This is a genomic window from Halarchaeum grantii, from assembly GCF_014647455.2.
In the GTDB taxonomy this organism is placed as follows: Archaea; Halobacteriota; Halobacteria; order Halobacteriales; family Halobacteriaceae; genus Halarchaeum; species Halarchaeum grantii.
In genome coordinates this window covers 65804-86122 of record NZ_BMPF01000006.1, presented here as the reverse complement: position 1 = coordinate 86122, position 20319 = coordinate 65804, and the positions used below count along the sequence as shown (strand labels likewise).

The window sequence follows — 20319 nt, the reverse complement described above, 5'->3', positions numbered from 1 at the left end:
GAAGTTCGTTAGCGAAGGGTAATGTGCGGAGGCGGTTAGGCGTTGGCTTCAGTTCTCCTCGGCGTCGTCGGACTCGTCGTCCCCATCCACATCTTCGAAGTCGGCGTCGACGAAGTCGTCGGCGTCGACGTCCTCGGGGTCCATGTCGCCCATGTCACCCATACCGCCCATGCCGCCCATGCCGGCGCCGGCACCGGCGCCGCCCGCGCCGGCCTGCGCCTGCTGCTGGTAGGCCTGCTTACCGACCTCTTGGAGGTCCTCGCTGAGCGCCTCGGTGGCCGCTTCGATCTCCTCGGTGTCGGCGTCCTCGTCGTCGAGGACCGCCTCGACGTCCTCGACGGACGCCTCGATCGTCTCGCGCGTCTCGTCGTCGACCATCTCCTCGTTCTCCTCGAGGAGCGTCTCCGCGCGCTGGATCGTCGTCTCGGCCTCGTTGCGCGCCTCGATGCGCTCGCGGCGCTGCTCGTCCTCCTCGGCGTGCTGCTCGGCCTCCTCCTGCATGCGCTCGATCTCCTCGTCGCTGAGGCCGGCGCCGCCCTCGATGGTGATGTCTTCGGCGTTCCCCGAGCCTTGATCCTCGGCGGAGACGTTGACGATGCCGTCCGCGTCGATGTCGAAGGACACCTCGATCTGCGGGGTGCCGGCGGGCGCGGGCGGGATGCCGGTGAGCTGGAACGCGCCGAGCAGCTCGTTCTCCTCGGCGATTTCGCGCTCGCCCTGGAAGACGCGGATCTGGACGGACTGCTGGTTGTCGGCGGCGGTGGTGAACACCTTCGAGGCCTCCGTCGGGATCGTGGTGTTCTTCTCGACGAGGCGCTCGAAGAGTCCGCCCTTCACCTCGATACCCAGACTCAGGGGCGTGACGTCGAGGAGGACGACGTCGTCGACGTCCCCACTCAGAACGCCGCCCTGCACGGCCGCGCCGAGCGCGACGGCTTCGTCGGGGTTGACGGACTTCCGGGGCTCCTGCCCGGCGAGTTCCTCGACCTTCTCCTGGACCTGCGGCATCCGCGTCGAGCCACCCACCAGAACGACGTCGTCGATGTCGTCGGTGTCGAGGCCGGCGTCGGCGAGCGCCTGCTCCGTCGGGCCGACGGTGCGCTCGATGAGGTCGCTCGTGACCTTCTCGAAGGTCGCGCGGGTGACGTCCTGCTCGAGGTGGACGGGGCCGTCGTCGGTCGCCGTGATGAACGGGAGGTTGACGGTCGTCTCCTTGCGGCTACTCAGCTCGATCTTCGCCTCCTCGGCGGCGTCCTTCAGGCGCTGGAGGGCCTGCCGGTCCTCGCGGAGGTCGATGCCGTGCTCGGCCTCGAACTCGTCGGCGAGGTGGTCGATGAGGGCTTCGTCCCAGTCGTCCCCACCGAGGTCGTTGTCGCCGTTCGTCGCGATGACGTCGTAGGCGCCTTCGGCGATGTCGAGGACGGAGACGTCGAACGTCCCGCCACCGAGGTCGTAGACGAGGACGGTGCCCTCGCCCTCGTCGTCGAGACCGTACGCCATCGACGCGGCCGTGGGCTCGTTGACGATGCGCTCGACGTCGAAGCCCGCGATCTGGCCGGCGTTCTTCGTCGCCTGGCGCTGCTTGTCGTTGAAGTACGCGGGGACGGTGATGACCGCCTTCTCGACGTCGTCACCGAGGTAGTCCTCGGCGTCGCGCTTGATCTTCTGGAGGATGCGCGCCGAGATCTCTTCGGGCGTGTACTCGTCGTCGCCGAGCGCGACCGTGTAGTCCTCCTCGCCCATGTGGCGCTTGATGGACTGGACGGTGTGCTCGGGGTTCTGGACGGCCTGGTTCTTCGCGGGCTTGCCGACGAGGAGTTCGCCGTCGTCCCACGCGACCACCGAGGGCGTCGTCCGGTCGCCCTCGCTGTTCGGGATTATCTCGGGCTCGCCACCCTCCATGACCGCGAACGCGCTGTTCGTGGTACCGAGGTCGATACCGAGAATCTTCTGACTAGCCATCTTGGGAGAGAATGAACCGCTGTTTCGGTTTAAAGCTTGCTAGTGTGGATGGTTCCCACGGCCGCCAGCGAGCACGAAAACGGGAGTTTCAGCCCCGTTGCGCGCCGTAGAGCGCTGGATTTATGATGAACCGGTAGGCGAGCGCCGTCGCCCCTCGCGCCTACTCCCCGCCGTCGGCGCCCGAGCCGTCGCTCACGGTCACTTGCGCCGCGCGCAGGACCTTCCCGGCCATCTCGTAGCCCGGCCGGTAGACCTCCGCGACCGTCCCCTCGGGCTCGTCGCTCGACACCTCGAGCATCACCTCGTGGCGGTGCGGGTCCGTCTCGGTGCCGGGCTCGGGCGCGATCTCCGCGACGCCCTCGTCCTCGAAGACGCGGTCGAGCTCGCGCTTCGTCATCTCCACGCCCTCGCGCAGGGAGTCCGTGTCCCCCGTCTCCTCGGCGAGCGCGCGCTTCAGGTTGTCACGGACGTCGAGGAGGCTCGTCACGAGGTCCTCGGTCGCGCGCTCCTCGGTCTCCTCCTGCTTGCGCTTCGCGCGCTTCTTGTAGTTCTGGAAGTCCGCCTGCACGCGCTGGAGGCGCTCCTCGGTCTCCTCGAGCTCGGCTTCGAGGTCCTCGACGGTCTCGGCGAGTTCGTTCCGGTCGCCCACGACGTCCGCGACCTCCGCGGCGAGCTCCTCGTCGTGCTCGGCGACGCGGTCCGCGAGCGTCGGCCCGCTCGCCGCGCCCTCGCCCTCGGACGGGTCGGCGTCGGCATCCGTGCCCTCGGCCGCGTCGGCGTCCCCGTCCTCGATCTCGACTTCGACTCCGTCGGCGTCCTCGGTCATGCGTGTGAGAAGCGCCTTCCGCCGTAAAAGCGTTTCAGAACGCCCGTCACGCCGCACGCACCGCTCGCCCGTCGCGCTCGCGAGACGCACGCGAGAGGGACGGAGATTTACGGCCCTACGCGCTACTCCCCGCCGATGACGGTCACGCTCGACTACGAGGACGGCACGGTGCGTGTCGGCGGCGACGCCGACGTCTACGGGCGACTCCCGTACGTCGAGCGCGACGACCGCACCGACTCGGGGCGGGTGCCCGGCCACCGGTACGGCCCGCTGCGCGCGCACCTGCGGACGCTCGGCACCACCGTCGAGGACGCGGTGCCGCGCTGGGAGCGCCTCGACGTCGCCTCCACCTACGACCTCCGGGACTACCAGCGCGCGGCGCTCGACGCGTGGCGCGAGAACGACGAGCGCGGCGTCGTCGAGCTCCCCACCGGCGCGGGCAAGACCGTGCTCGCCCTGAAGGCCATCGAGGCCGTGGGCGAGACGGCGCTCGTCGTCGTCCCCACCATCGACCTCCTCAACCAGTGGCGCGAGGAGTTGGAGCGCGAGTTCGACTGCGACGTCGGCCAACTCGGCGGCGGCGAGCAGTCCGTGGGGGCGGTCACCGTCGCCACGTACGACTCCGCGTACCTGCGCGCGGACGAACTCGGTGACCGCTTCGGCCTCGTCGTCTTCGACGAGGTCCACCACCTCGGCGGCGAGGGCTACCGCGACATCGCGCGCCTGCTCGCCGCGCCCGCGCGCCTCGGCCTCACCGCGACGTTCGAGCGCCCCGACGGCGCACACGAAGTCCTCGAAGAACTCGTCGGGGACGTGGTGTACCGACTCGACGTCGACGACCTCGCGGGCGAGCACCTCGCCGCCTACGACGTCCGGCGCCTCGAAGTCCCGCTCACCGACGCGGAGCGCGAGCGCTACGAGGAGGCCCAGAGCACCTTCACGGACTACCTCCGGCAGGCGAACATCACGTTCACCTCGGGGAGCGACTACCAGGAGCTCGTGAAGCGCTCCGGGAACGACCCGCGGGCGCGTGAGGCCCTCCTCGCGAAACAGCGCGCGCGCACCATCGTTCAGGAGTCGGACGCGAAGGTCGCCGAGCTCGAGTCGCTCCTCGAGCGCCACCGCGAGGACAGAGTCATCGTCTTCACGGCCTCGACGGACCTCGTCTACCGGCTCTCCGAGCGCTTCTTGATCCCGCCGATCACGCACGAGACGGGCGCGGCCGAGCGCCGCGAAATCCTCCGGAAGTTCCGCGAGGGCACCTACTCGCGCGTCGTGACCGCGAACGTCCTCGACGAGGGCGTCGACGTCCCGGACGCGAACGTCGCCGTCGTCTTCGCGGGCTCGGGGAGTGAGCGCGAGTTCACCCAGCGCCTCGGGCGCGTCCTCCGCCCGAAGGACGACGGCTCACGGGCGACGCTCTACGAGCTCGTGAGCGCCGACACCGCCGAGGAGCGCGTCGCGAACCGGCGACGATAGGCGACGCGACTCGGCGGCAGTGTGGCTGAACTATCGGACGTCCTCGAGCGAGACGACCAGCTCGAGGCTACTCACGTCCGCTTCGTCGACGTCGCCGTACGTCGTCTCGACGGCGCGCGTCTCGTGGGCCGCGAGTTCGACGTCGATGCGGCGCTCGCGCGTCTCGCCGTTCACCTCGGGCGCGAAGACGACGGTCGCGCCGTGGCGGGTGTCGCCGACGTTCGAGACGACGGCGGTCACGACGAGCGCGCCGTCGTCGTCGAAGTGGAAGTCTTCGCTCGCGACGAGGAGCGACGACTCCGCACTCTCCGTCCCCGCACAGCCCGCGAGCGCGGCGAGCGCGACCGTCCCGGCCCCTCGGAGGAGCGTCCGGCGATCCATGGTGGCTATGCGCTTCCCCACCCCTTTTATCCGCCGGTCGCCAACGCGGATTCGTGCTCACGAAGGACCTGCTCCGCGTGTCGCGCGCCGGCGGCGGCTATCGCCCGCGGTTCGCGGGTGGAGACGCCGACCGCGAGGCCGCACGACGGGTCCTCGACACCTACCGCGAGCGCGTCGGCGACGACCGGCGCGCGCTCGACGACGCCCTCTCCGCCGTCGAGCGCGACGCGCCCGACTTCAAGCTCGTTCGCGGGCTCGCGAAACTCGCGGAACGCGACGCGACCTTCGAGGTGCGCGCACCCGTCGACCCGGCGACGGCGCGCCGCGTTGCGTTCGCCGCCGCCGAGGACGTCGGCGTCGTCACCGAAGCCGAACGCGACGCCGCGCTCGAGGCGGCGGGCGAGCGCCTCGACGCGTCGGCCGACGCCGTCGCGCGGAGCCTCTACGCCGACCGGGAGTCCCGCGAGGTGCTCGCGGGCTTCGACCCGCGCTGGACGCCCGCCGACCTGCTCGCGCAGTACAACCTCTCGCTCGCGCAGACCGCGCTCTTCGACGCGACGGAGGTCCGCGTCCGCACCGACGACCCGCGCTCGCTCGTCCTCGCGATCAAGCGCCTCGGCCTCCTCTACGAGGTCCACGAGGTCGAGGGCGACGTCGGGCGCGAGGTCGTCCTCACCGGGCCGGACGCGCTCTTCACGCGCACGCGGCGATATGGTACGCGCTTCGCGCGCGTCCTCCGCGCCGTCGTCGGGCGCGAGACGTGGCGCCTCGAAGCCACCATCGACGACCGGGGCACCGAGCGCACGATGGTACTCGACGACTCGGACCCGCTCTCCGTCCCGGACGCCGACCCCGTCACCGAGGTGTCCTACGACAGCGGCGTCGAACGCGAGTTCGCGGCGCGCTTCGCGGCCCTCGAGTTGGACTGGGACCTCGTGCGCGAACCCGACCTGCTCGACGCCGGCGAGCACCTGATGGTGCCGGACTTCGCCTTCGACTACCGCTACGCGGACTATCGAGTCTACTTCGAGATCATGGGGTTCTGGACGCCCGCGTACGTCGAGAAGAAACTCGCCCAACTCGAGGCGACGGACGTCGAGTTGCTCGTCGCCGTCGACGAATCCCTCGGCGTGGGCGAGGAGATCGCGACGCGCGACCACCGCGCCATCCCCTACACGGGGTCGGTGCGCGTGAAGGACGTCGTGGACGCCCTCCGGGAGTTCGAGGCCGACCTCCGAGCGGACGCGAGCGCCGACCTCCCGGCCGCCCTCGTCCCCGACGTGGACGTCGTCTCGCTCGAGGCGCTCGCCGACGAGTACGGCGTCCCCGTCGACGCCGTCGAGGACCGGGAGTTCCCCGAGCACGAGGTGGTCGGGCGGACGCTCGTTCGCCCCGCCGTGCTGGACGCGCTCGCCGCAGACGTCGCGGCGGGGATGGCGCTCTCCGAGGTCGAGGAGATTTGCGAGGAGCGCGGCCTCACGGAGACGAGCGCGGTGCTCTCCCGACTCGGCTATCGCGTCGAGTGGGAGGGCCTCGGCGGCGGCGTCCTCCGCGAGAAGGCCTAAAGGTCGCGCTGGCGGCCCTTCGGAATCATCGAGCGGAGCTCGCCGTGGAGGTAGAGGCCGACGCCGAGCGGTTCGCGCTCGCCCACGAGTTCGTGCGCGGCGATGAGGTAGCCCCAGTCGCCGTCCCACGCTATCTCTTGGTCCTCGCCGGCGACGAAGCGTTCGGCCTCCTCGCGCGTGAGGTCGACGACGCAGTCGGTGGCGTGGCGCCCGAAGCGCTGGGCGGCGTTCGTCGTCGGCTTCCAGTGCTCCTGTCGCGTGCGGAGGAACGTGATGCCGAGCGACTCGACTTCGAGGCCGTCCGGGACGGCGCTCGGCGACACCCAGATCTTGCCGGCGCCCTTCTCCCAGAACGCGTAGTCCTCGAACACCTCGGGGGGGACGCCGAATCGCTCCGTCCAGTAGTCGAGGACAGACTCGCGGGTGGGGCGGCCCTCGACCGTCTTCTCCGCGTCGTTCGCGGGCAGGCGCTCGAAGCGATAGCTCGTGTTCTCGCTCATCGCGCCACCTCCAGTTTCGCGCAGAAGAACCCGCCCGTGTCGTTCTGGTGGGGGTAGAAGCGCTTCGCGTCCGCGAGCGACTCGTCGTAGGTCTCGCCGTCCCATTCGGTGAGGCCGGGCGAGTGCTCGAGGCCGACGTCGAACTCGACGAGGTCGACGGGTTCCGCAGCGAGGACGGCGTCGACGACGGCCTCGTTCTCCTCGGGCGCGAACGTGCACGTCGAGTAGACGACGTGGCCGCCGTCGCGCGTCAGCTCGACGGCGCGGCGCAGGATGTCCTCTTGGAGGCTCGCGATGTGCAGGCTCGCCTCGCGCCCGACGTCGTCGAGTGCGTCCGCGTTCTTGCGGACCGTCCCCTCGCACGTACAGGGAACGTCCGCGAGCACGGCATCGAAGGCGTCGACGCCGAAGCCGTCGGTGGTGAAGCGCCGCGCGTCCCCGTTCGTCACGGCGACGCAGGTCGCGCCGAGGCGCTCGGCGTTCGAGCGGAGCGCGGAGAGCCGTCCGAGGTTGTCGTCGTTCGCGACGAGGAGGCCCGAGTCGTCGAGGCGGGCGGCGAGCTGCGTCGTCTTCGACCCGGGGGCCGCACACGTGTCCCAGACCGCGTCACCGGGGTCGGGGTCGAGCGCGACGGCGGGCACCGCCGACACCTCCTCCTGGCCGTGAATCCAGCCGTGGAAGTACGGCCACGTGTTGCCGGGTTTGTCCGTGTCCACTTCGAGGACGGATTCGTTCCACTCGCGGCGCGTCACCGCCACGCCCTCGGCTTCGAGGGCCGCCACCGCGCGCGCCGGGTCGGCCTTGATGCCGTTCACCCGGACCACCGACGGGAGCGGGCGCTCGCAGGCCGCGAGGAAGGCGTCGTAGTCGTCGATGATCGGCTCGTAGCGTTCGAGCGCGTCCATTCTCGTCTACTCTCTGGACGCGGGCCCGCTTGTGGGTTGCGTTCGAGCGCGACCCCGCCCCCGAGTTTATACCGCGTCCGCGAGACACCACGCGTATGGCACGCGTCAGAGAGCGCGCCGAGTTCGACGTCGACGAACCGGTGCTCGTGGAAGGACTCCCCGGCGTCGGCCTCGTCGGGAAGATCGCGACCGACCACCTCGTCGACGAGTTCGATATGACGTACGTCGCGAGCGTCGACTGCGACGGCCTCCCGGAGGTCGCGATCTACGACGAGGACGACTACACCGCGCGCCCGCCCGTCCGCCTCTACGCGGACGAGGAGCGCGACCTGCTCGCCCTCCAAGCGGACATCCCCGTGAACCGCGTCGCCGCCGCCGAGTTCGCCGACTCCGTCACCGACTGGGTGGTGGACGCGGACGCGACGCCGCTCTATCTCAGCGGCTTCCCGACGCAGAACGAGGACCCGAGTCACGTCCCCGAGGTGTTCGGGGTCGCGACCGGCGACGGGGCGTCCATCCTCGAAGCGCACGGCGTCGATACCCCACCCGAGCAGGGCGTCGTCGGCGGCCCCACCGGCGCGCTCGTCAACCGCGCGGACGTCAACGACCTCACCGGCGTCGGCCTCGTCGTCGAGTCCGACCCCCAGTTCCCCGATCCCGCCGCCTCGAAGCAGCTCCTCGACAAGGGCATCGAGCCCATCGCGGACGTCGACGTCGAGACCGACACCCTCGTCGAGCAGGCCGAGCAGATCCGCGAGCAGAAACAGCAGCTCGCCGAGCGCATGCAGCAGGCCAGCGAGGAGGAGTCGAGTCAGGCCAAGCCCATGCGGATGTTCGAGTAGGGAGTCCGTGGGAGGGGCGCTCGTGCGAGACGGCTGACGGCCGTCGTCGGGCGCGCGGTGGGACCGCCGCGAACCGAAACGGACATATATTTTTAGGCCAGCCTAAAGATAATGTCCGACGACGCTGGCGACACCCTCACACCGACGCGGCGCGACTACATCAGATACGGCGGCGGCCTCGTGGCGGCCGGCGCGCTCGCGGGCTGTACCGGCGGCGGCGACGCCGAAACGACCACGAGCGGGACGACCGCGACGACGACGGCGACGGACACGAGCTACTCGGTGACGATGGAGCCGATGGGCGAGGTCACCTTCGAGGAGGCTCCCGAGACGTGGCTGTCCTTCCTCAGCACGTACGGCGACATGGGGATCGCCCTCGGGAAGGCCGACGGCCTCCAAGGCCTCTGGGACCCCTCGAACGTGCCCGCCTTCTTCTACGACTACCTGCCGGGCGTGGACGTGTCCCTCGACGACGTCGCGACGATCGCCGGCGACGGCGGGTTCGACAAAGAGGTCTTCTACGCGCTCGACAGCGACCTACACCTCGTCGACCCGAACTGGCTCGGCGTCCTCTCCGACAACTGGACGGCGGCCGACGCCGAGGAGATCGGTGACGCGGTCGGCCCCTTCCTCGGGAACTACATCCGCCGTCGCGGCGACGAGTGGCACGACTACCCGTACTACTCGCTCTACGACGCCTTCGAGATCGTCGCCGACGCCTTCGACGAAGCGGAGCGCTACGAGGCGTACCGGGCCGTCCACGACGAGATGCAGGCGACGATCCAGTCGACGCTCCCGCCGACCGACGAGCGCCCGACGGTCGGGGTGCTCTCGGTGAACTCCGACTTCGAGAAGGGCGCGTTCTGGGCCTACCCCGTCCAGTCGGGCAACAACCACAAGCAGTACCGCGACCTGGAGATGCGCGGCGCCTTCGACGACCACATCGACGGCAGCTACGCCAAGTGGGACTACGAGCAACTGCTGAAGGTCGACCCCGACGCCATCGTGTTCCAGTACGGCCTCACGCACGTCTCGACCGAGGAGTTCGAGGCGAAGGTCGAGCGGATGCGCGAGGACCCGATCGGCAAGCAGTTGCGCGCCGTCCGGAACGACCGCCTCTACCGGGGCGGCGGCTCCTACCAGGGCCCGATCGTCAACCTGTTCCAGACCGAGGCCGCGGCGCGGCAGTTCTACCCCGACGCCTTCGGCGCGTGGAACGGCCTCGAAACGCTGGCGGAGGCGTCGCTGACGCTGTTCGAGCGCCAGCGGGTCGCCGACATCCTCACCGGCGACGTCTGACGGACTCGCGGACTACATCCCCATGTCGGCGGCGCTCTCGGGCACGGGGAGGTCGGTCGGCGAGACGCCGAGGAGTTCGGCGGCGTGGTCGAGCGCCATGTCGAAGCCGTAGTAGCGCTCGAGTTCGTCACCGTCGGCGGTCGGGCGCACCTTGAGCATGGCGTAGCCCTCGCGGTTCTGCGCGACGGCGGCGCTCCCGGTCCCGGACTCGAAGGTGAGCACGCGCTCCTCGTCGGTCTCGTAGTAGCGCGCGGTGATGCCGTTCGCTTCGGCGGTGTCGGCGTCCTCGGCGGCGTCGGCGTCGCTCATACCCGCCGTTCTCGCGCCCGGTAGTCGAAACTATCGGTCCCTCACGTCTCCTCGGCGTCCGTGAGGACGGACTTGATGGCTGGGGAGTCGTAGGACGCGTAGGCATCGAGGAGGCCGTCGACGGAGTCCTCGACGACCACCATCTCGCGGTGCGTCTCCTCGACGAACCCCTCCTCGGTCTGGTGGTCGAAGAACGCCGCGAGGTCGTCGTAGTAGCCGGCGACGTTCAGGAGACCACACGGCTTCTCGTGGAAGCCGAGCTGCGCCCACGTGAGCACCTCGACGATCTCCTCGAGCGTGCCGAACCCGCCTGGGAGCGCGACGAAGCCGTCCGCGAGCTCGGCCATTCGCGCCTTCCGCTCGTGCATCGACGCCACGACGTCGAGGTCGGTGAGCCCGGAGTGCGCGACCTCCTTCGCTTCGAGCGATTCCGGGATGACGCCGTGCACGTCGCCGCCGGCGGCGAGCGCCGCGTCCGCGACGGCGCCCATCAGCCCGACGCGACCGCCGCCGTAGACGAGCGTGACGTCCCGTTCGGCGAGCGCCGTCCCGAGGTCCGCGGCGGCCGCGGCGTACGCGGGGCGCTCGCCCGAACTCGACCCGCAGTAGACACAGAGCGCGTCCATACTCGCCTCTGCGGACCTGGGGCGGATAAACCTCACTGGCCGACCCGAAGCCGACACCGAACCCGGTGAGGGTTTAGGCCCGACCGCCCTACCCCCGGCCACGATGGCCGTGCCCGTCGCCCCTACGGAACTCGCGCTGTTCGCAGTCGTGGGCTTGCTCGGCGGCGCGCACTGCCTCGGGATGTGCGGCCCGCTCGTCACGACGTACGCGGACCGGATGCCCACCGACTCGCGTGGGCCGTCGTGGTTCGAGCTCCGCCAGCACGCCCTCTTCAACCTCGGCCGCACGGCGAGCTACGCGCTCGTCGGCGGCCTCCTCGGCCTCCTCGGCGCGACCGTCTACGCGGGCGCGTCGCTCGGCGGCGTCGGTGACGCCGTTCGCGGCGTCGCGGGCGTCCTCGTCGGCGCCCTCGTCGTCACCGTCGGCGTCGGGCGCGTCCTCGGCCGCGAGCGCGTCGGCTCGCTCGCACCGGGCTCTCTCGGCGGTGGCGGGCTGTTCTCGCGCGTCGCCGGCGTCGCCACGTCGCGCGTCGACGACTACGCGAACTCCCCGCGAATCGCGCTCCTCGGCGCGATACACGCGTTCCTCCCGTGCCCCCTCCTCTACCCGGCGTTCGTCTACGCGCTCGGGAGCGGGGAGCCGGTCGCGGGCGCGCTGAACCTCGCGGCGCTCGGCGTCGGGACGATTCCGACGCTCTTCCTCTACGGCACGGTCCTCGGCTCCGTGCCGGCGGCGAAGCGCGCGGCCGCCCACCGCGTCCTCGGCGTCGCGTTCGTCTTCCTCGGGCTGCTCCCGCTCCTCCACGGCCTCGGTCTCCTCGGCGTGCCCGTCCCGATGCTCCACGTCCCCCACTACGTCCCGCCCTCCCTCACACCATGAGCGACGACTGCACCCTCTGCGAGCTACCGGTTCGCGGCGAGCCCCACACCGATCCCGACGTCGAGGGGTCGTTCTGCTGTCGGGGCTGCCTCGAAGTGTATCGAACGATGGGCGACGTCGACCCCGAAGCGGTGTCGGCGGACGGGGGCGACGCCGACGGCGAGCGCGACGCCGAAGTCCCCGACGACGCGGAGACGGCGTTCCTCGCGGTCGACGGCATGCACTGCACGGCCTGCGAGGCCTTCCTCGAGTCGACCGCGTCCGAGGTGGACGGCGTCTACGGCGTCGAGGCGAGCTACGCGACGGAGATGCTGAAGGTCTCCTACGACCCCGAGCGCACCGACCCCGGGGAAGTGGGCGAGTCGGTGAGCCGCCTCGGCTACCGGGCGAACGCCCCGGAGGTCGGCACGGCCGTCGCGGCCGAGGAGCGCTTCGGGCGCGACGAACTCCGCACCGTCCTCGGCGTCCTCGGTGGGATGGCGGTGATGATGATCTACGTCCTCTTCGTCTATCCCGCGTATCTCGGTATCTACCCCGAGTCCTTCCTCCACGAGTCCGCGACGAGCGTGATGGTGTTCGTCCCGATCCCCCTCATCTCGACGTTCGTCGTCTTCCTCGTCGGCTACCCCATCCTCCGCTCGGCGTACGTCAGCCTGCGCGCGGGCGAACCGAACATGGACGTCCTCATCGCGGGCGGCGCGCTCGCCGCGTACAGCTACTCGCTCTACGAGGTGCTCACCGGCGGCGTCGTCATCTACTTCGACGTCGCGGTCGCCATCGTCGCGGTCGTGACGCTCGGGGACTTCGTCCAGCGCCGCGTGAAGCGCCGCGCGCTCGGCTCCGTCGGCGACCTCGACTTCGACCGCGTGACCGAGGCGCTCGTTCGCGACGACGCGGGCACCCGCGAGGTGGCCGTCGCCGACCTCGAACCGGGCGACGAGACGGTCGTGAAGCGCGGCGCGCGCGTCCCGCTCGACGGCACCGTCGTCGAGGGCGAGGCGGCCGTCGACGAGGCGCTCGTCACCGGCGAATCCGTCCCGGAGACGAAGGGACCGGGCGATTCGGTCATCGGCGGCTCCATCGCGACGGACGGCCGCCTCGTCGTCCGCGTCGGCGAGGAGACGACGAGCACCTACGACCGCCTGCTCGCACAGCTCTGGAACGTCCAGTCCGGGGGCGGCGGGAGTCAGCGCCTCGCGGACACCATCGCCGCGCTCTTCGTCCCGTTCGTCCTCGGCCTCGCCGTCGTCGTCGCGGGCGCGTGGCTCGCCCTCGGCGCGCCCGCCCGCGAAGCCGTCACCGTCGGCGTCTCCGTCCTCGTCGTCTCCTGCCCGTGCTCGTTCGGCCTCGCGACGCCCGTCGCGGTCGCCGCCGGCGTGAGCCGCGCCGCCGACGAGGGCGTCATCGTCACGAACACGGCCGCCGTCGAGGGGCTCGCGGACGTCGACGTCGTCGCCTTCGACAAGACCGGGACGCTCACCGAGGGCCGGATGCGCGTCACGGACGTCGCCGCACCCGAGACCGACGAGGGTGCCCTGCTCCGGTATGCCGCCGCCGTCGAACGCGACGCGAACCACCCGGTCGCGGACGCCATCGTCGCGCGCGCCGACGGGAACGAAGGCCGGCACGCGCTCGCGGACGGCGGCGCGCTCAACGTCGACGCCACCGCCGGGGACGGGGGCGACGGGACCGGCGACGCTTCGACCGCGACCGTCGCCGACTTCGAGGAGCACCGGCGCGGTGCCGAAGGGACGCTCGACGGGACGCGCGTGCTCGTCGGCCACCCCGACCTCTTCGCGGGCGGCGACTGGGCGCTCCCCGCGAGCGTCGAGTCGGCGATAGGCGCCGTTCAGCGCGAGGGCGCCATCGCCACCGTCGTCGGCTGGGACGGCGCGGCGCGGGGCGTGCTCGGGACGCGCGACACGCCGCGCGAGGACTGGGCGGAGACCGTCGAAGCCCTCGCCGCCGACGGCCGGACGATCGTCGTCGTCACCGGCGACGATCAGTCCGAGACCGCGGCGTTCGAGGCGCACCCGGACGTCGAGGACGTCTTCGCGGGCGTGCTCCCGCAGGCGAAAGCCGCCGTCGTCGAGCGCCTCCGGGGCGCGGAGGGAACGGTCGCGATGGTGGGCGACGGGACGAACGACGCGCCCGCGCTCGCCGCCGCCGACTTGGGGGTGGCGTTCGCCTCCGGCACCGAGCTCGCGACCGAAGCGGCGGACGCCACCGTCACCGAGGGCGGCCTCCGGTCGGTGCGTCGGCTCTTCGACGTCGCGGAGACGACGCGCTCGCGCGTCCGCCAGAACTTCGGGTGGGCGCTCGGCTACAACGTCATCACGCTCCCGGCGGCCGCGCTCGGCCTCGTCGACCCGCTGCTCGCCGCCATCGCGATGGCGGCGTCCAGCCTCCTCGTCGTCGCGAACAGCGGTCGGGACTTCGGAATCGGGGAGTAGACCCTACCGCTCGGGCTCGAAGTAGGAGGGCGGTCGACGTCGTAGGAGACGGCGCCGTCGTCGGTTACCACGTCGGTGGTGTCGCGGCGCCGATAGAGGACCGCACCGGCGGCCGCGACCCCATCGACGATTAACTCGAACTGTAGTTCTGTATTCTTCGGTTAGAGGGGCTGTAAACCCGGAAATCGGTGGAATTTCGAAAAGGGTTAAGGTCGGCGAGCGAGCAGTACGTGATGATGGCGACGTCCGACGCTGACGACGTGCTCGACGCGCTCGCCGCGGCCGCCCTCGAAGTCCGCGCGGGCTTCGCGGGTCGTCGCGAGAAGACCGACGGCCAGAACGCCTCGGGCGACCAGCAGCTTCACGCCGACCTGCACGCCGACGACGTCCTCCAGAACTTCCTCGGCGGTCTCGACGCCGTCGGCGAGTACGCGAGCGAGGAAGCCGAGACCGTGCAGGACGTCGGCGACGGCCCGCTCTCGGTGTCCGTCGACCCGCTTGATGGCTCCTCGAACCTCACCGCGAACAACCCCACCGGCACCATCGTCGGCGTCTACGACGCGCCCCTCCCCGCCCCCGGTACCGACCTCGTCGCCGCCGCGTACGTCCTCTACGGCCCGCTCACCACGATGGTCGTCGCGCGCGACGGCGACGTCACGCGCTACGCCGTCACCGAGGCCGGCCGCGAGAACCCCGAGTGCGTCGACCTCCCGAGCGACCCGACCGTCTACGGCTTCGGCGGCCGCACCCCCGAGTGGCCCGAGTCGTTCGCCGACTACGCCGACGACGTCGAGGACGACCTCAAGTTGCGCTACGGCGGCGCGATGGTCGCGGACGTCAACCAAGTGCTCACCTACGGCGGCGTCTTCGCCTACCCCGGCCTCCGTGAACGCCCCGAGGGCAAACTCCGCGCGCAGTTCGAGGCCGCACCGATGGCCTACATCGTCGAGTGCGCGGGCGGCGCGTCCACCGACGGCAGCCACTCCGTCCTCGAAATCGAACCCGGCGACCTCCACGCGCGCACCCCCGTCTTCCTCGGGAACGACGAACTCATCCAGCAGGCCGAGCGCGCGCTCGCCTGACCCCACCTCCGCCGAACGCCGCATCGGGCGCGCGACCACCCGGACGTCCCCGCTTCTCGCCGACGAGTCCACCCGATAGCCGCGTCGCCGTCCCGTTCGCCCCGCCGCCACCGCGCGCCGGCGCCGACGCGTGACGTGCATCCCGACCATGTCCGACCGTAGCTTTATCGGCGCCCCGGATGCACCGTCACCGTATGAGTAGCGACGAGAACCCCTTCGAGAACCTCCAAGAGCAGATCGACGACGCAGCCTCCTACCTGCCCTCCAGCGTGAACACGGACGTCCTCACGCGGCTCAAGAACCCCGAGCGCGTCCTCGAGACGAACCTCACCGTCGACATGGACGACGGCGGCCTCGAAACGTTCACCGCCTACCGCTCGCAGTTCAACGGCGACCGCGGGCCCTACAAGGGCGGCATCCGCTATCACCCGGGCGTCACCCGGGACGAAGTGAAGGCGCTCTCCGGGTGGATGGTCTACAAGTGCGCCGTCGTCGACATCCCCTACGGCGGCGGCAAAGGCGGCATCGTCGTCGACCCGAGCGAGTACAGCGCCGACGAGCTCGAGCGACTCACGCGCTCGTTCGCAACGGAACTCCGCCCCCTCATCGGCGAGGACCGGGACATCCCCGCGCCCGACGTCAACACCGGTCAGCGGGAGATGAACTGGATCAAGAGCACCTACGAGACACTCGAGAACACCACCGCGCCCGGCGTCATCACCGGGAAGTCCATCGAGAACGGCGGGAGCGAGGGCCGCGTCGAGGCGACCGGGCGCTCCGTCATGCTCGCCGCCCGTGAGGTCTTCGACTACCTCGGAAAGGACATCGAGGACGCCACCGTCGCCGTCCAGGGCTACGGGAACGCCGGCAGCATCGCCGCCCGCCTCCTCGCCGACCTCGGCGCGACCGTCGTCGCCGTCTCCGACTCCTCCGGCGGCATCCACGACGCGGACGGCCTCGACCCGCGCGCCGTCAAGGAGTTCAAGACCGAGACCGGCACCGTCTCCGACTACGAGGGCGCCGACGCCATCACCAACGAGGACCTCCTCACCCTCGACGTCGACCTCCTCGTTCCCGCCGCCCTCGAGAACGCCATCGACGGCGACCTCGCCACCGACGTCCGCGCCGACGCCATCGTCGAGGCCGCCAACGGCCCGCTCACCCCCGACGCCGACGACGTCCTCCAAGAGCGCGACGTCACCGTCGTTCCCGACATCCTCGCGAACGCCGGCGGCGTCACCGTCAGCTACTTCGAGTGGGTACAGAACCGCCAGCGCTTCTCCTGGAGCGAGGAGCGCGTCAACGACGAACTCGAGACCGTCATCGTCGACGCCTTCGACGACCTCGTCGACGCCAAAGAGAGCCTCGACCTCCCCAGCTTCCGCGTCGCCGCCTACGTCGTCGGCATCCGGCGCGTCGTCGACGCCTACACCGGCAACGGGAACTGGCCCTGAACGCCGGCGGGAAACCGACGGTCCCCCCGGCCCATTTCGGGCGTATCGCGCCCGGACCCCATTTCGTGTCCCGCCCCGGCCCGAATCGGAGCACGCTCCGGCGCGCTCGCCCCGGGAGACGCGTGCCTGTGGGCGCGGCGGTGTGAAGAAAACGGTGGCCGACCGCGTACGCGTGCTACGCGGTCTTCTTGAGGGTGCGCTCGACCTTCTCGAGCAGGTCGCGCGACCGCGAGAGCGCGATCTCGCGCGCGCCGGACGCCTCGCGCTGGGCGCTCGCGAGTTCGTCGTCGAGCGTCTCGAACGCGTCCCCGATCGCGCTCGACCCCCACTCGTCGTCCGCGCCGGGCTCCGACGTCTGTGCAGACATGGCGTCCGGGGACAGGCTAGCGTCCGGGAGACGGAAAAGTCCCCTGACCGCCTCGATACCTGACCGGGCGGGCGGAAGGAACTATACGTCGCGCACGCCTTCCGAGGGTATGAGCGTCCGGCAGTTCGTCCGGGGGACGGTCCCGTGGCCGGCTCTCGAAGCCGTCGCCCGCGAAGTCGCCGACCGGTACGGCGAGCCCGTGGTCCACGTCGAGTTCTTGGAGGCGGACAACTGGTTCTCCACGCCGATGGTGGTGAACGAGCGCTGGTTCTGCAAGGTCGTCTCCGCGCAGAACGCTTTCGTCCACTCGCTGTTCACGGGCATGCGGAACCTCGGCGTCTTCTCCGCGGGCTCCGAGGGGTTCTTCGAGCCGTTCGACGGCCCCGTCGAGATGGCCGCACACGAACTCGAGGCGACGCGGCGGATGCGCGACGCCGGCCTGAACGCCCCCGCCCCCATCGAGACGTTCGAAGTCGACGGTCTCGGCGTGCTCGTCATGGAGTACCTCCCGGAGTTCGAGACGCTGGACGACCTCTCGCCCGCCGAAATCGAGGCGCGCTCCCCGGAGCTCTTCGGCGCGCTGAAGACGATGCACGACAACGGCCTCGCGCACGGCGACCTCCGCGCGGAGAACGTCCTCGTCTACCGCGACGAACTCTACTTCATCGACGCGACGAAAGTCCGCGAAGCCGACGCGGAGGCGGCTGGCGTCGAGCGCCCCGCACAGGCCTACGACCTCGCGTGCGCGCTCGCCGTCCTCGAACCGCTCGTCGGCGCGGACGCGGCGGTGCGCGCGGCCCGCGAGCACTTCGATACGAACGAGTTGCTCGCCGCCCGCGAGTTCCTCGACTTCGTCGCGATCCGCCCCGACCACGACTTCGACGCCGCCGCCCTCCGGGGCGAACTCGAGGGCGCGGCGAGCGAGGGCGAACCGGTCTGAGCGCCGAAACCGGCACAGTGTTTATCGGCAGGTGGAGAGAAGCGTCCGCATGGACGACGCCATCGACGCGGACGGCCGAGAGCCGATTCACGTCGTGCACGCGGACGACGACGCGGACTTCCTCGAACTGACGAAGGCCGCCATCGAGCGCGACTTCCCGTCGCTCCACATCACCTCCGAGACGAGCGCGAGCGCCGCCCTCGAACGCGTCGAGGCCGACGACGTCGATTGCGTCCTCCTCGACTACCGGATGCCGGAGATGGACGGCATCGCCTTCCTCGAACGCGTCCGCGCTCTCGACGAGTCGCTCCCCGTCATCTTCTTCACCGGGCAGGGCACCGAGGAGATCGCGAGCGAGGCCATCCGCGCCGGCGTCACCGACTACGTCCGCAAGGAAGCGAGCGCGTCGCGCTTCACCGTCCTCGGCAACCGCATCATCACGCTCGTTCTCAAGCGCCGCGCCGAGCAGGCGGTCGCGGACGCGACCGCGCGCGAACTCGAAGTGTACGAACGCATCGACGCCGGCTTCCTCGGCCTCGACGCCGACTACGCCGTCACGTACGCGAACGAGCGCGCGAGCGAGGTTCTCGACGTCGAGGCCGACGCGCTCCTCGACGCGAGCGTCTTCGACGCCGTCCCCGGGCTCGCCGACTCCGTCTTCGAGACGGAACTCCGGCGCGCGCGGGACACCCAGCAGCCGACGTCCGTCGAGGGGTATTACGAGCCGCGCGAGCGCTGGTTCCAGCTCTTCGCCTACCCCGACGCGGAGGGCCTCTCCGTCTTCGTCGACGACGTCACCGATCAGGTCGTGACGAAGCAGGAACTCGAGCGCATCCGCGCGACCCTCGAACTCACCGAGTCGGAGTTCAACTCGCTCCGCCAGACGCTCTCCCGGCCGCCGAGCCCGTTCCGGTAGTCGCGTCGCTGTGCGGACATGTGAAGGCGGGAGGCGATGGGGGTGGCCCCTTCCTGGTCGGAGGGGCCGGGGTGGTCGACCGGTGCGGGCTGGCCGGTCGACGATGGGGTCGGCGTGGAGACGAGGTGCGGACGTTGTTGTGCCAACACGCGACGAGAAAAGCGTCTCGCGTCGGCACCCGTAGGTTCGGTCTCCGTACTTAAAAAGGTATTCACCGATGCACGCGTCGAGTGTGCGACGGGGGAACGCCGCGTCACCCCCTGTCGCGCCCGGCTCGTCGATCCGCGAGCGCGGGGAACTCCGCGCGGACCTCGGAGACGCGCTCCGGGTCGACGTCCGCGTAGACGACGGTCGACTCGTCGTCGCTCGTCGCGACCGGCGTCCCCCACGGGTCGTAGACCGTCGAGCGCCCGAGGAGCGTCGTCCCGTCCTGCGTGCCGACGCCGTTGACGGCGCCGAGGTACCACTGGTTCTCGACGGCGCGGGCGCGAGCGAGCGTGCGCCAGTGCTCGACGCGCGGATACGGCCACGCGGAGGGGACGAGGACGAGCGTCGCGCCCCGGTCGAGGAGGGCGCGGTAGAGCTCGGGGAAGCGGAGGTCGTAGCACGTCGTCGCGGCGACCGTGAACCCGCCGAGGTCGGCGGTTTCGAGGCGCTCGCCGGGAACGAGACGGTCGGCCTCGGCGGAGTCGTAGCCGAAGAGGTGGCGTTTACGGTAGACGAGGCGGCGCTCGCCCGTCGCGTCGAAGAGGACGCTCGTGTTCGCGTATCCCGATTCGGCGGGCGTCTCGAAGCCGGCGCTCGCGCTCGCGGCGAGGTCCTCGACGACGCTGCCCGCGAGGACGGCGACATCGTGTGCCGCGGCGAGGTCGGCGATGCGCGCGAGGCGCGCGCCGTCGAGCGATTCGGCGGCCTCCGGATAGGCGTCGAAGGCGAAGTAGCCGACGTCCCAGAGTTCGGGGAGGGCGACGCAGTCCGCGCCCGCGGCGGCCGCGTCCGCGATGGCGTCGCGGGCGGCGCGCTCGTTCGCCGACACGTCGCCCATCGCGGACTCGAACTGGGCGAGCGCGAGGCGCATCTATCTGTGGCCGCGCTCCTCGAGTTCGCGTTCGAGGTTGTCGAGCTCGTCGTCGAACTTCCGCTCGAAGAAGCCCTCGACGCCCGGGAACTTGCCCTCGACGACGAAGGTGTTCGTGAGCGTACAGCCACCGTCGGTGGCCGTGAGTTCGTGCTCGCCGGTGACGGTGAGCACCTTCGACTTCCCGACGAACTTCACGTACTCGCCGTCGCGGCGCTCGACGTCACGCGTCTCCACCTCGATGGTGCGCCGGAGAACCGGAAGCTCGACGAACCAGACGGTGACGTCACCGCGCACCTCGTAGCCGGTGACGACGCTGATGGCCGACGCCCGCTTCGTCGGGTCGGCGATGAACTCCCAGACGTCCTCGGCGGACGCGTCCAACTCGAAGGTTCGTTCGACCCGAACGGTCATACGCGGACGTCGAGAGCGGTGAGGAAAAAACCGCCGGTCCG

General features: G+C 70.6%; 20 protein-coding genes. 10 read left to right on the top strand and 10 right to left on the bottom strand.

The window, feature by feature from the left end:
• Nucleotides 1-48: 48 nt before the first annotated feature.
• The gene (dnaK, locus tag IEY12_RS14585) at nt 49-1962 is read right to left on the bottom strand and encodes a molecular chaperone DnaK (RefSeq protein ID WP_188884392.1); all 1914 of its coding nucleotides are present in this window, start codon (nt 1960-1962) and stop codon (nt 49-51) included.
• A 160-nt stretch (nt 1963-2122) separates the two neighbouring features.
• On the bottom strand, nt 2123-2788 hold the full coding sequence (locus tag IEY12_RS14580) for a nucleotide exchange factor GrpE (protein ID WP_188884391.1): 666 nt from the start codon (nt 2786-2788) through the stop codon (nt 2123-2125).
• A gap of 135 nt (nt 2789-2923) precedes the next feature.
• Between IEY12_RS14580 and IEY12_RS14575 the strand changes: the two genes are divergently transcribed.
• Entirely contained in the window at nt 2924-4267 is a 1344-nt protein-coding gene (locus tag IEY12_RS14575; RefSeq protein ID WP_188884390.1) for a DEAD/DEAH box helicase family protein, read from the top strand.
• Between the two features lie 30 nt (nt 4268-4297).
• On the opposite strand, the gene IEY12_RS14570 is transcribed toward IEY12_RS14575, so the two are convergent.
• Nucleotides 4298-4648 carry a hypothetical protein gene (locus IEY12_RS14570; RefSeq protein ID WP_188884389.1) on the bottom strand — a complete coding sequence of 117 codons (351 nt, stop codon included), beginning with the start codon at nt 4646-4648 and terminating at the stop codon, nt 4298-4300.
• A gap of 53 nt (nt 4649-4701) precedes the next feature.
• On the opposite strand from IEY12_RS14570, the gene IEY12_RS14565 reads away from it, so the two are divergent.
• On the top strand, nt 4702-6213 hold the full coding sequence (locus IEY12_RS14565) for a DUF790 family protein (protein ID WP_188884388.1): 1512 nt from the start codon (nt 4702-4704) through the stop codon (nt 6211-6213).
• Here IEY12_RS14565 and IEY12_RS14560 read toward each other — a convergent pair.
• Nucleotides 6210-6713, bottom strand: coding sequence for a DUF7122 family protein (locus IEY12_RS14560; protein WP_188884387.1), 504 nt, complete (start codon nt 6711-6713; stop codon nt 6210-6212). The genes IEY12_RS14565 and IEY12_RS14560 overlap by 4 nt on opposite strands.
• A complete protein-coding gene (locus IEY12_RS14555; RefSeq protein WP_188884386.1) occupies nt 6710-7618 on the bottom strand; it encodes an RsmB/NOP family class I SAM-dependent RNA methyltransferase in 909 nt (302 codons plus the stop codon). The genes IEY12_RS14560 and IEY12_RS14555 overlap by 4 nt, the downstream gene beginning before the upstream one ends.
• Before the next feature lie 95 nt (nt 7619-7713).
• On the opposite strand from IEY12_RS14555, the gene IEY12_RS14550 reads away from it, so the two are divergent.
• Both IEY12_RS14550 and IEY12_RS14545 read left to right on the top strand, forming a co-directional pair.
• Complete coding sequence (locus IEY12_RS14550) at nt 7714-8460, top strand: proteasome assembly chaperone family protein (protein ID WP_188884385.1); 747 nt, start codon at nt 7714-7716, stop codon at nt 8458-8460.
• A gap of 111 nt (nt 8461-8571) precedes the next feature.
• Entirely contained in the window at nt 8572-9759 is a 1188-nt protein-coding gene (locus IEY12_RS14545; protein WP_188884384.1) for an ABC transporter substrate-binding protein, read from the top strand.
• 12 nt (nt 9760-9771) lie between these two features.
• Here the strand turns inward: IEY12_RS14545 and IEY12_RS14540 are convergent, their stop codons facing one another.
• On the bottom strand, nt 9772-10068 hold the full coding sequence (locus IEY12_RS14540; protein ID WP_123076890.1) for a DUF7111 family protein: 297 nt from the start codon (nt 10066-10068) through the stop codon (nt 9772-9774).
• A gap of 41 nt (nt 10069-10109) precedes the next feature.
• Nucleotides 10110-10694, bottom strand: a complete 585-nt coding sequence (locus tag IEY12_RS14535; RefSeq protein ID WP_188884383.1) for an LOG family protein — start codon at nt 10692-10694, stop codon at nt 10110-10112.
• 103 nt (nt 10695-10797) lie between these two features.
• Between IEY12_RS14535 and IEY12_RS14530 the strand changes: the two genes are divergently transcribed.
• The 4 genes from IEY12_RS14530 (at nt 10798) to IEY12_RS14515 (ending at nt 16563) form a co-directional block, all read left to right on the top strand.
• The gene (locus IEY12_RS14530) at nt 10798-11574 is read left to right on the top strand and encodes a sulfite exporter TauE/SafE family protein (protein WP_188884382.1); all 777 of its coding nucleotides are present in this window, start codon (nt 10798-10800) and stop codon (nt 11572-11574) included.
• The gene (locus IEY12_RS14525) at nt 11571-14027 is read left to right on the top strand and encodes a heavy metal translocating P-type ATPase (RefSeq protein WP_188884381.1); all 2457 of its coding nucleotides are present in this window, start codon (nt 11571-11573) and stop codon (nt 14025-14027) included. The genes IEY12_RS14530 and IEY12_RS14525 overlap by 4 nt, the downstream gene beginning before the upstream one ends.
• A gap of 233 nt (nt 14028-14260) precedes the next feature.
• Nucleotides 14261-15109 (top strand): class 1 fructose-bisphosphatase, encoded by an 849-nt coding sequence (locus tag IEY12_RS14520; RefSeq protein WP_425433173.1) that lies wholly within the window; start codon nt 14261-14263, stop codon nt 15107-15109.
• A gap of 194 nt (nt 15110-15303) precedes the next feature.
• Nucleotides 15304-16563: a Glu/Leu/Phe/Val family dehydrogenase gene (locus IEY12_RS14515; RefSeq protein WP_188884379.1), complete on the top strand. Its 1260-nt coding sequence runs from the start codon at nt 15304-15306 to the stop codon at nt 16561-16563.
• A gap of 175 nt (nt 16564-16738) precedes the next feature.
• Here IEY12_RS14515 and IEY12_RS14510 read toward each other — a convergent pair whose 3' ends face one another.
• Entirely contained in the window at nt 16739-16930 is a 192-nt protein-coding gene (locus IEY12_RS14510) for a hypothetical protein (RefSeq protein ID WP_188884378.1), read from the bottom strand.
• Between the two features lie 109 nt (nt 16931-17039).
• Between IEY12_RS14510 and IEY12_RS14505 the strand changes: the two genes are divergently transcribed.
• Nucleotides 17040-17870, top strand: coding sequence for an RIO1 family regulatory kinase/ATPase domain-containing protein (locus IEY12_RS14505; RefSeq protein ID WP_188884377.1), 831 nt, complete (start codon nt 17040-17042; stop codon nt 17868-17870).
• 49 nt (nt 17871-17919) lie between these two features.
• The gene (locus tag IEY12_RS14500) at nt 17920-18786 is read left to right on the top strand and encodes a response regulator (RefSeq protein ID WP_188884376.1); all 867 of its coding nucleotides are present in this window, start codon (nt 17920-17922) and stop codon (nt 18784-18786) included.
• Nucleotides 18787-19039: 253 nt separating this feature from the next.
• On the opposite strand, the gene IEY12_RS14495 is transcribed toward IEY12_RS14500, so the two are convergent.
• Together IEY12_RS14495 and IEY12_RS14490 are read right to left on the bottom strand one after the other, a co-directional pair.
• Nucleotides 19040-19864, bottom strand: a complete 825-nt coding sequence (locus tag IEY12_RS14495) for a nitrilase-related carbon-nitrogen hydrolase (protein ID WP_188884375.1) — start codon at nt 19862-19864, stop codon at nt 19040-19042.
• Entirely contained in the window at nt 19865-20278 is a 414-nt protein-coding gene (locus IEY12_RS14490; RefSeq protein WP_188884374.1) for an SRPBCC family protein, read from the bottom strand.
• Between the last annotated feature and the right edge of the window lie 41 nt (nt 20279-20319).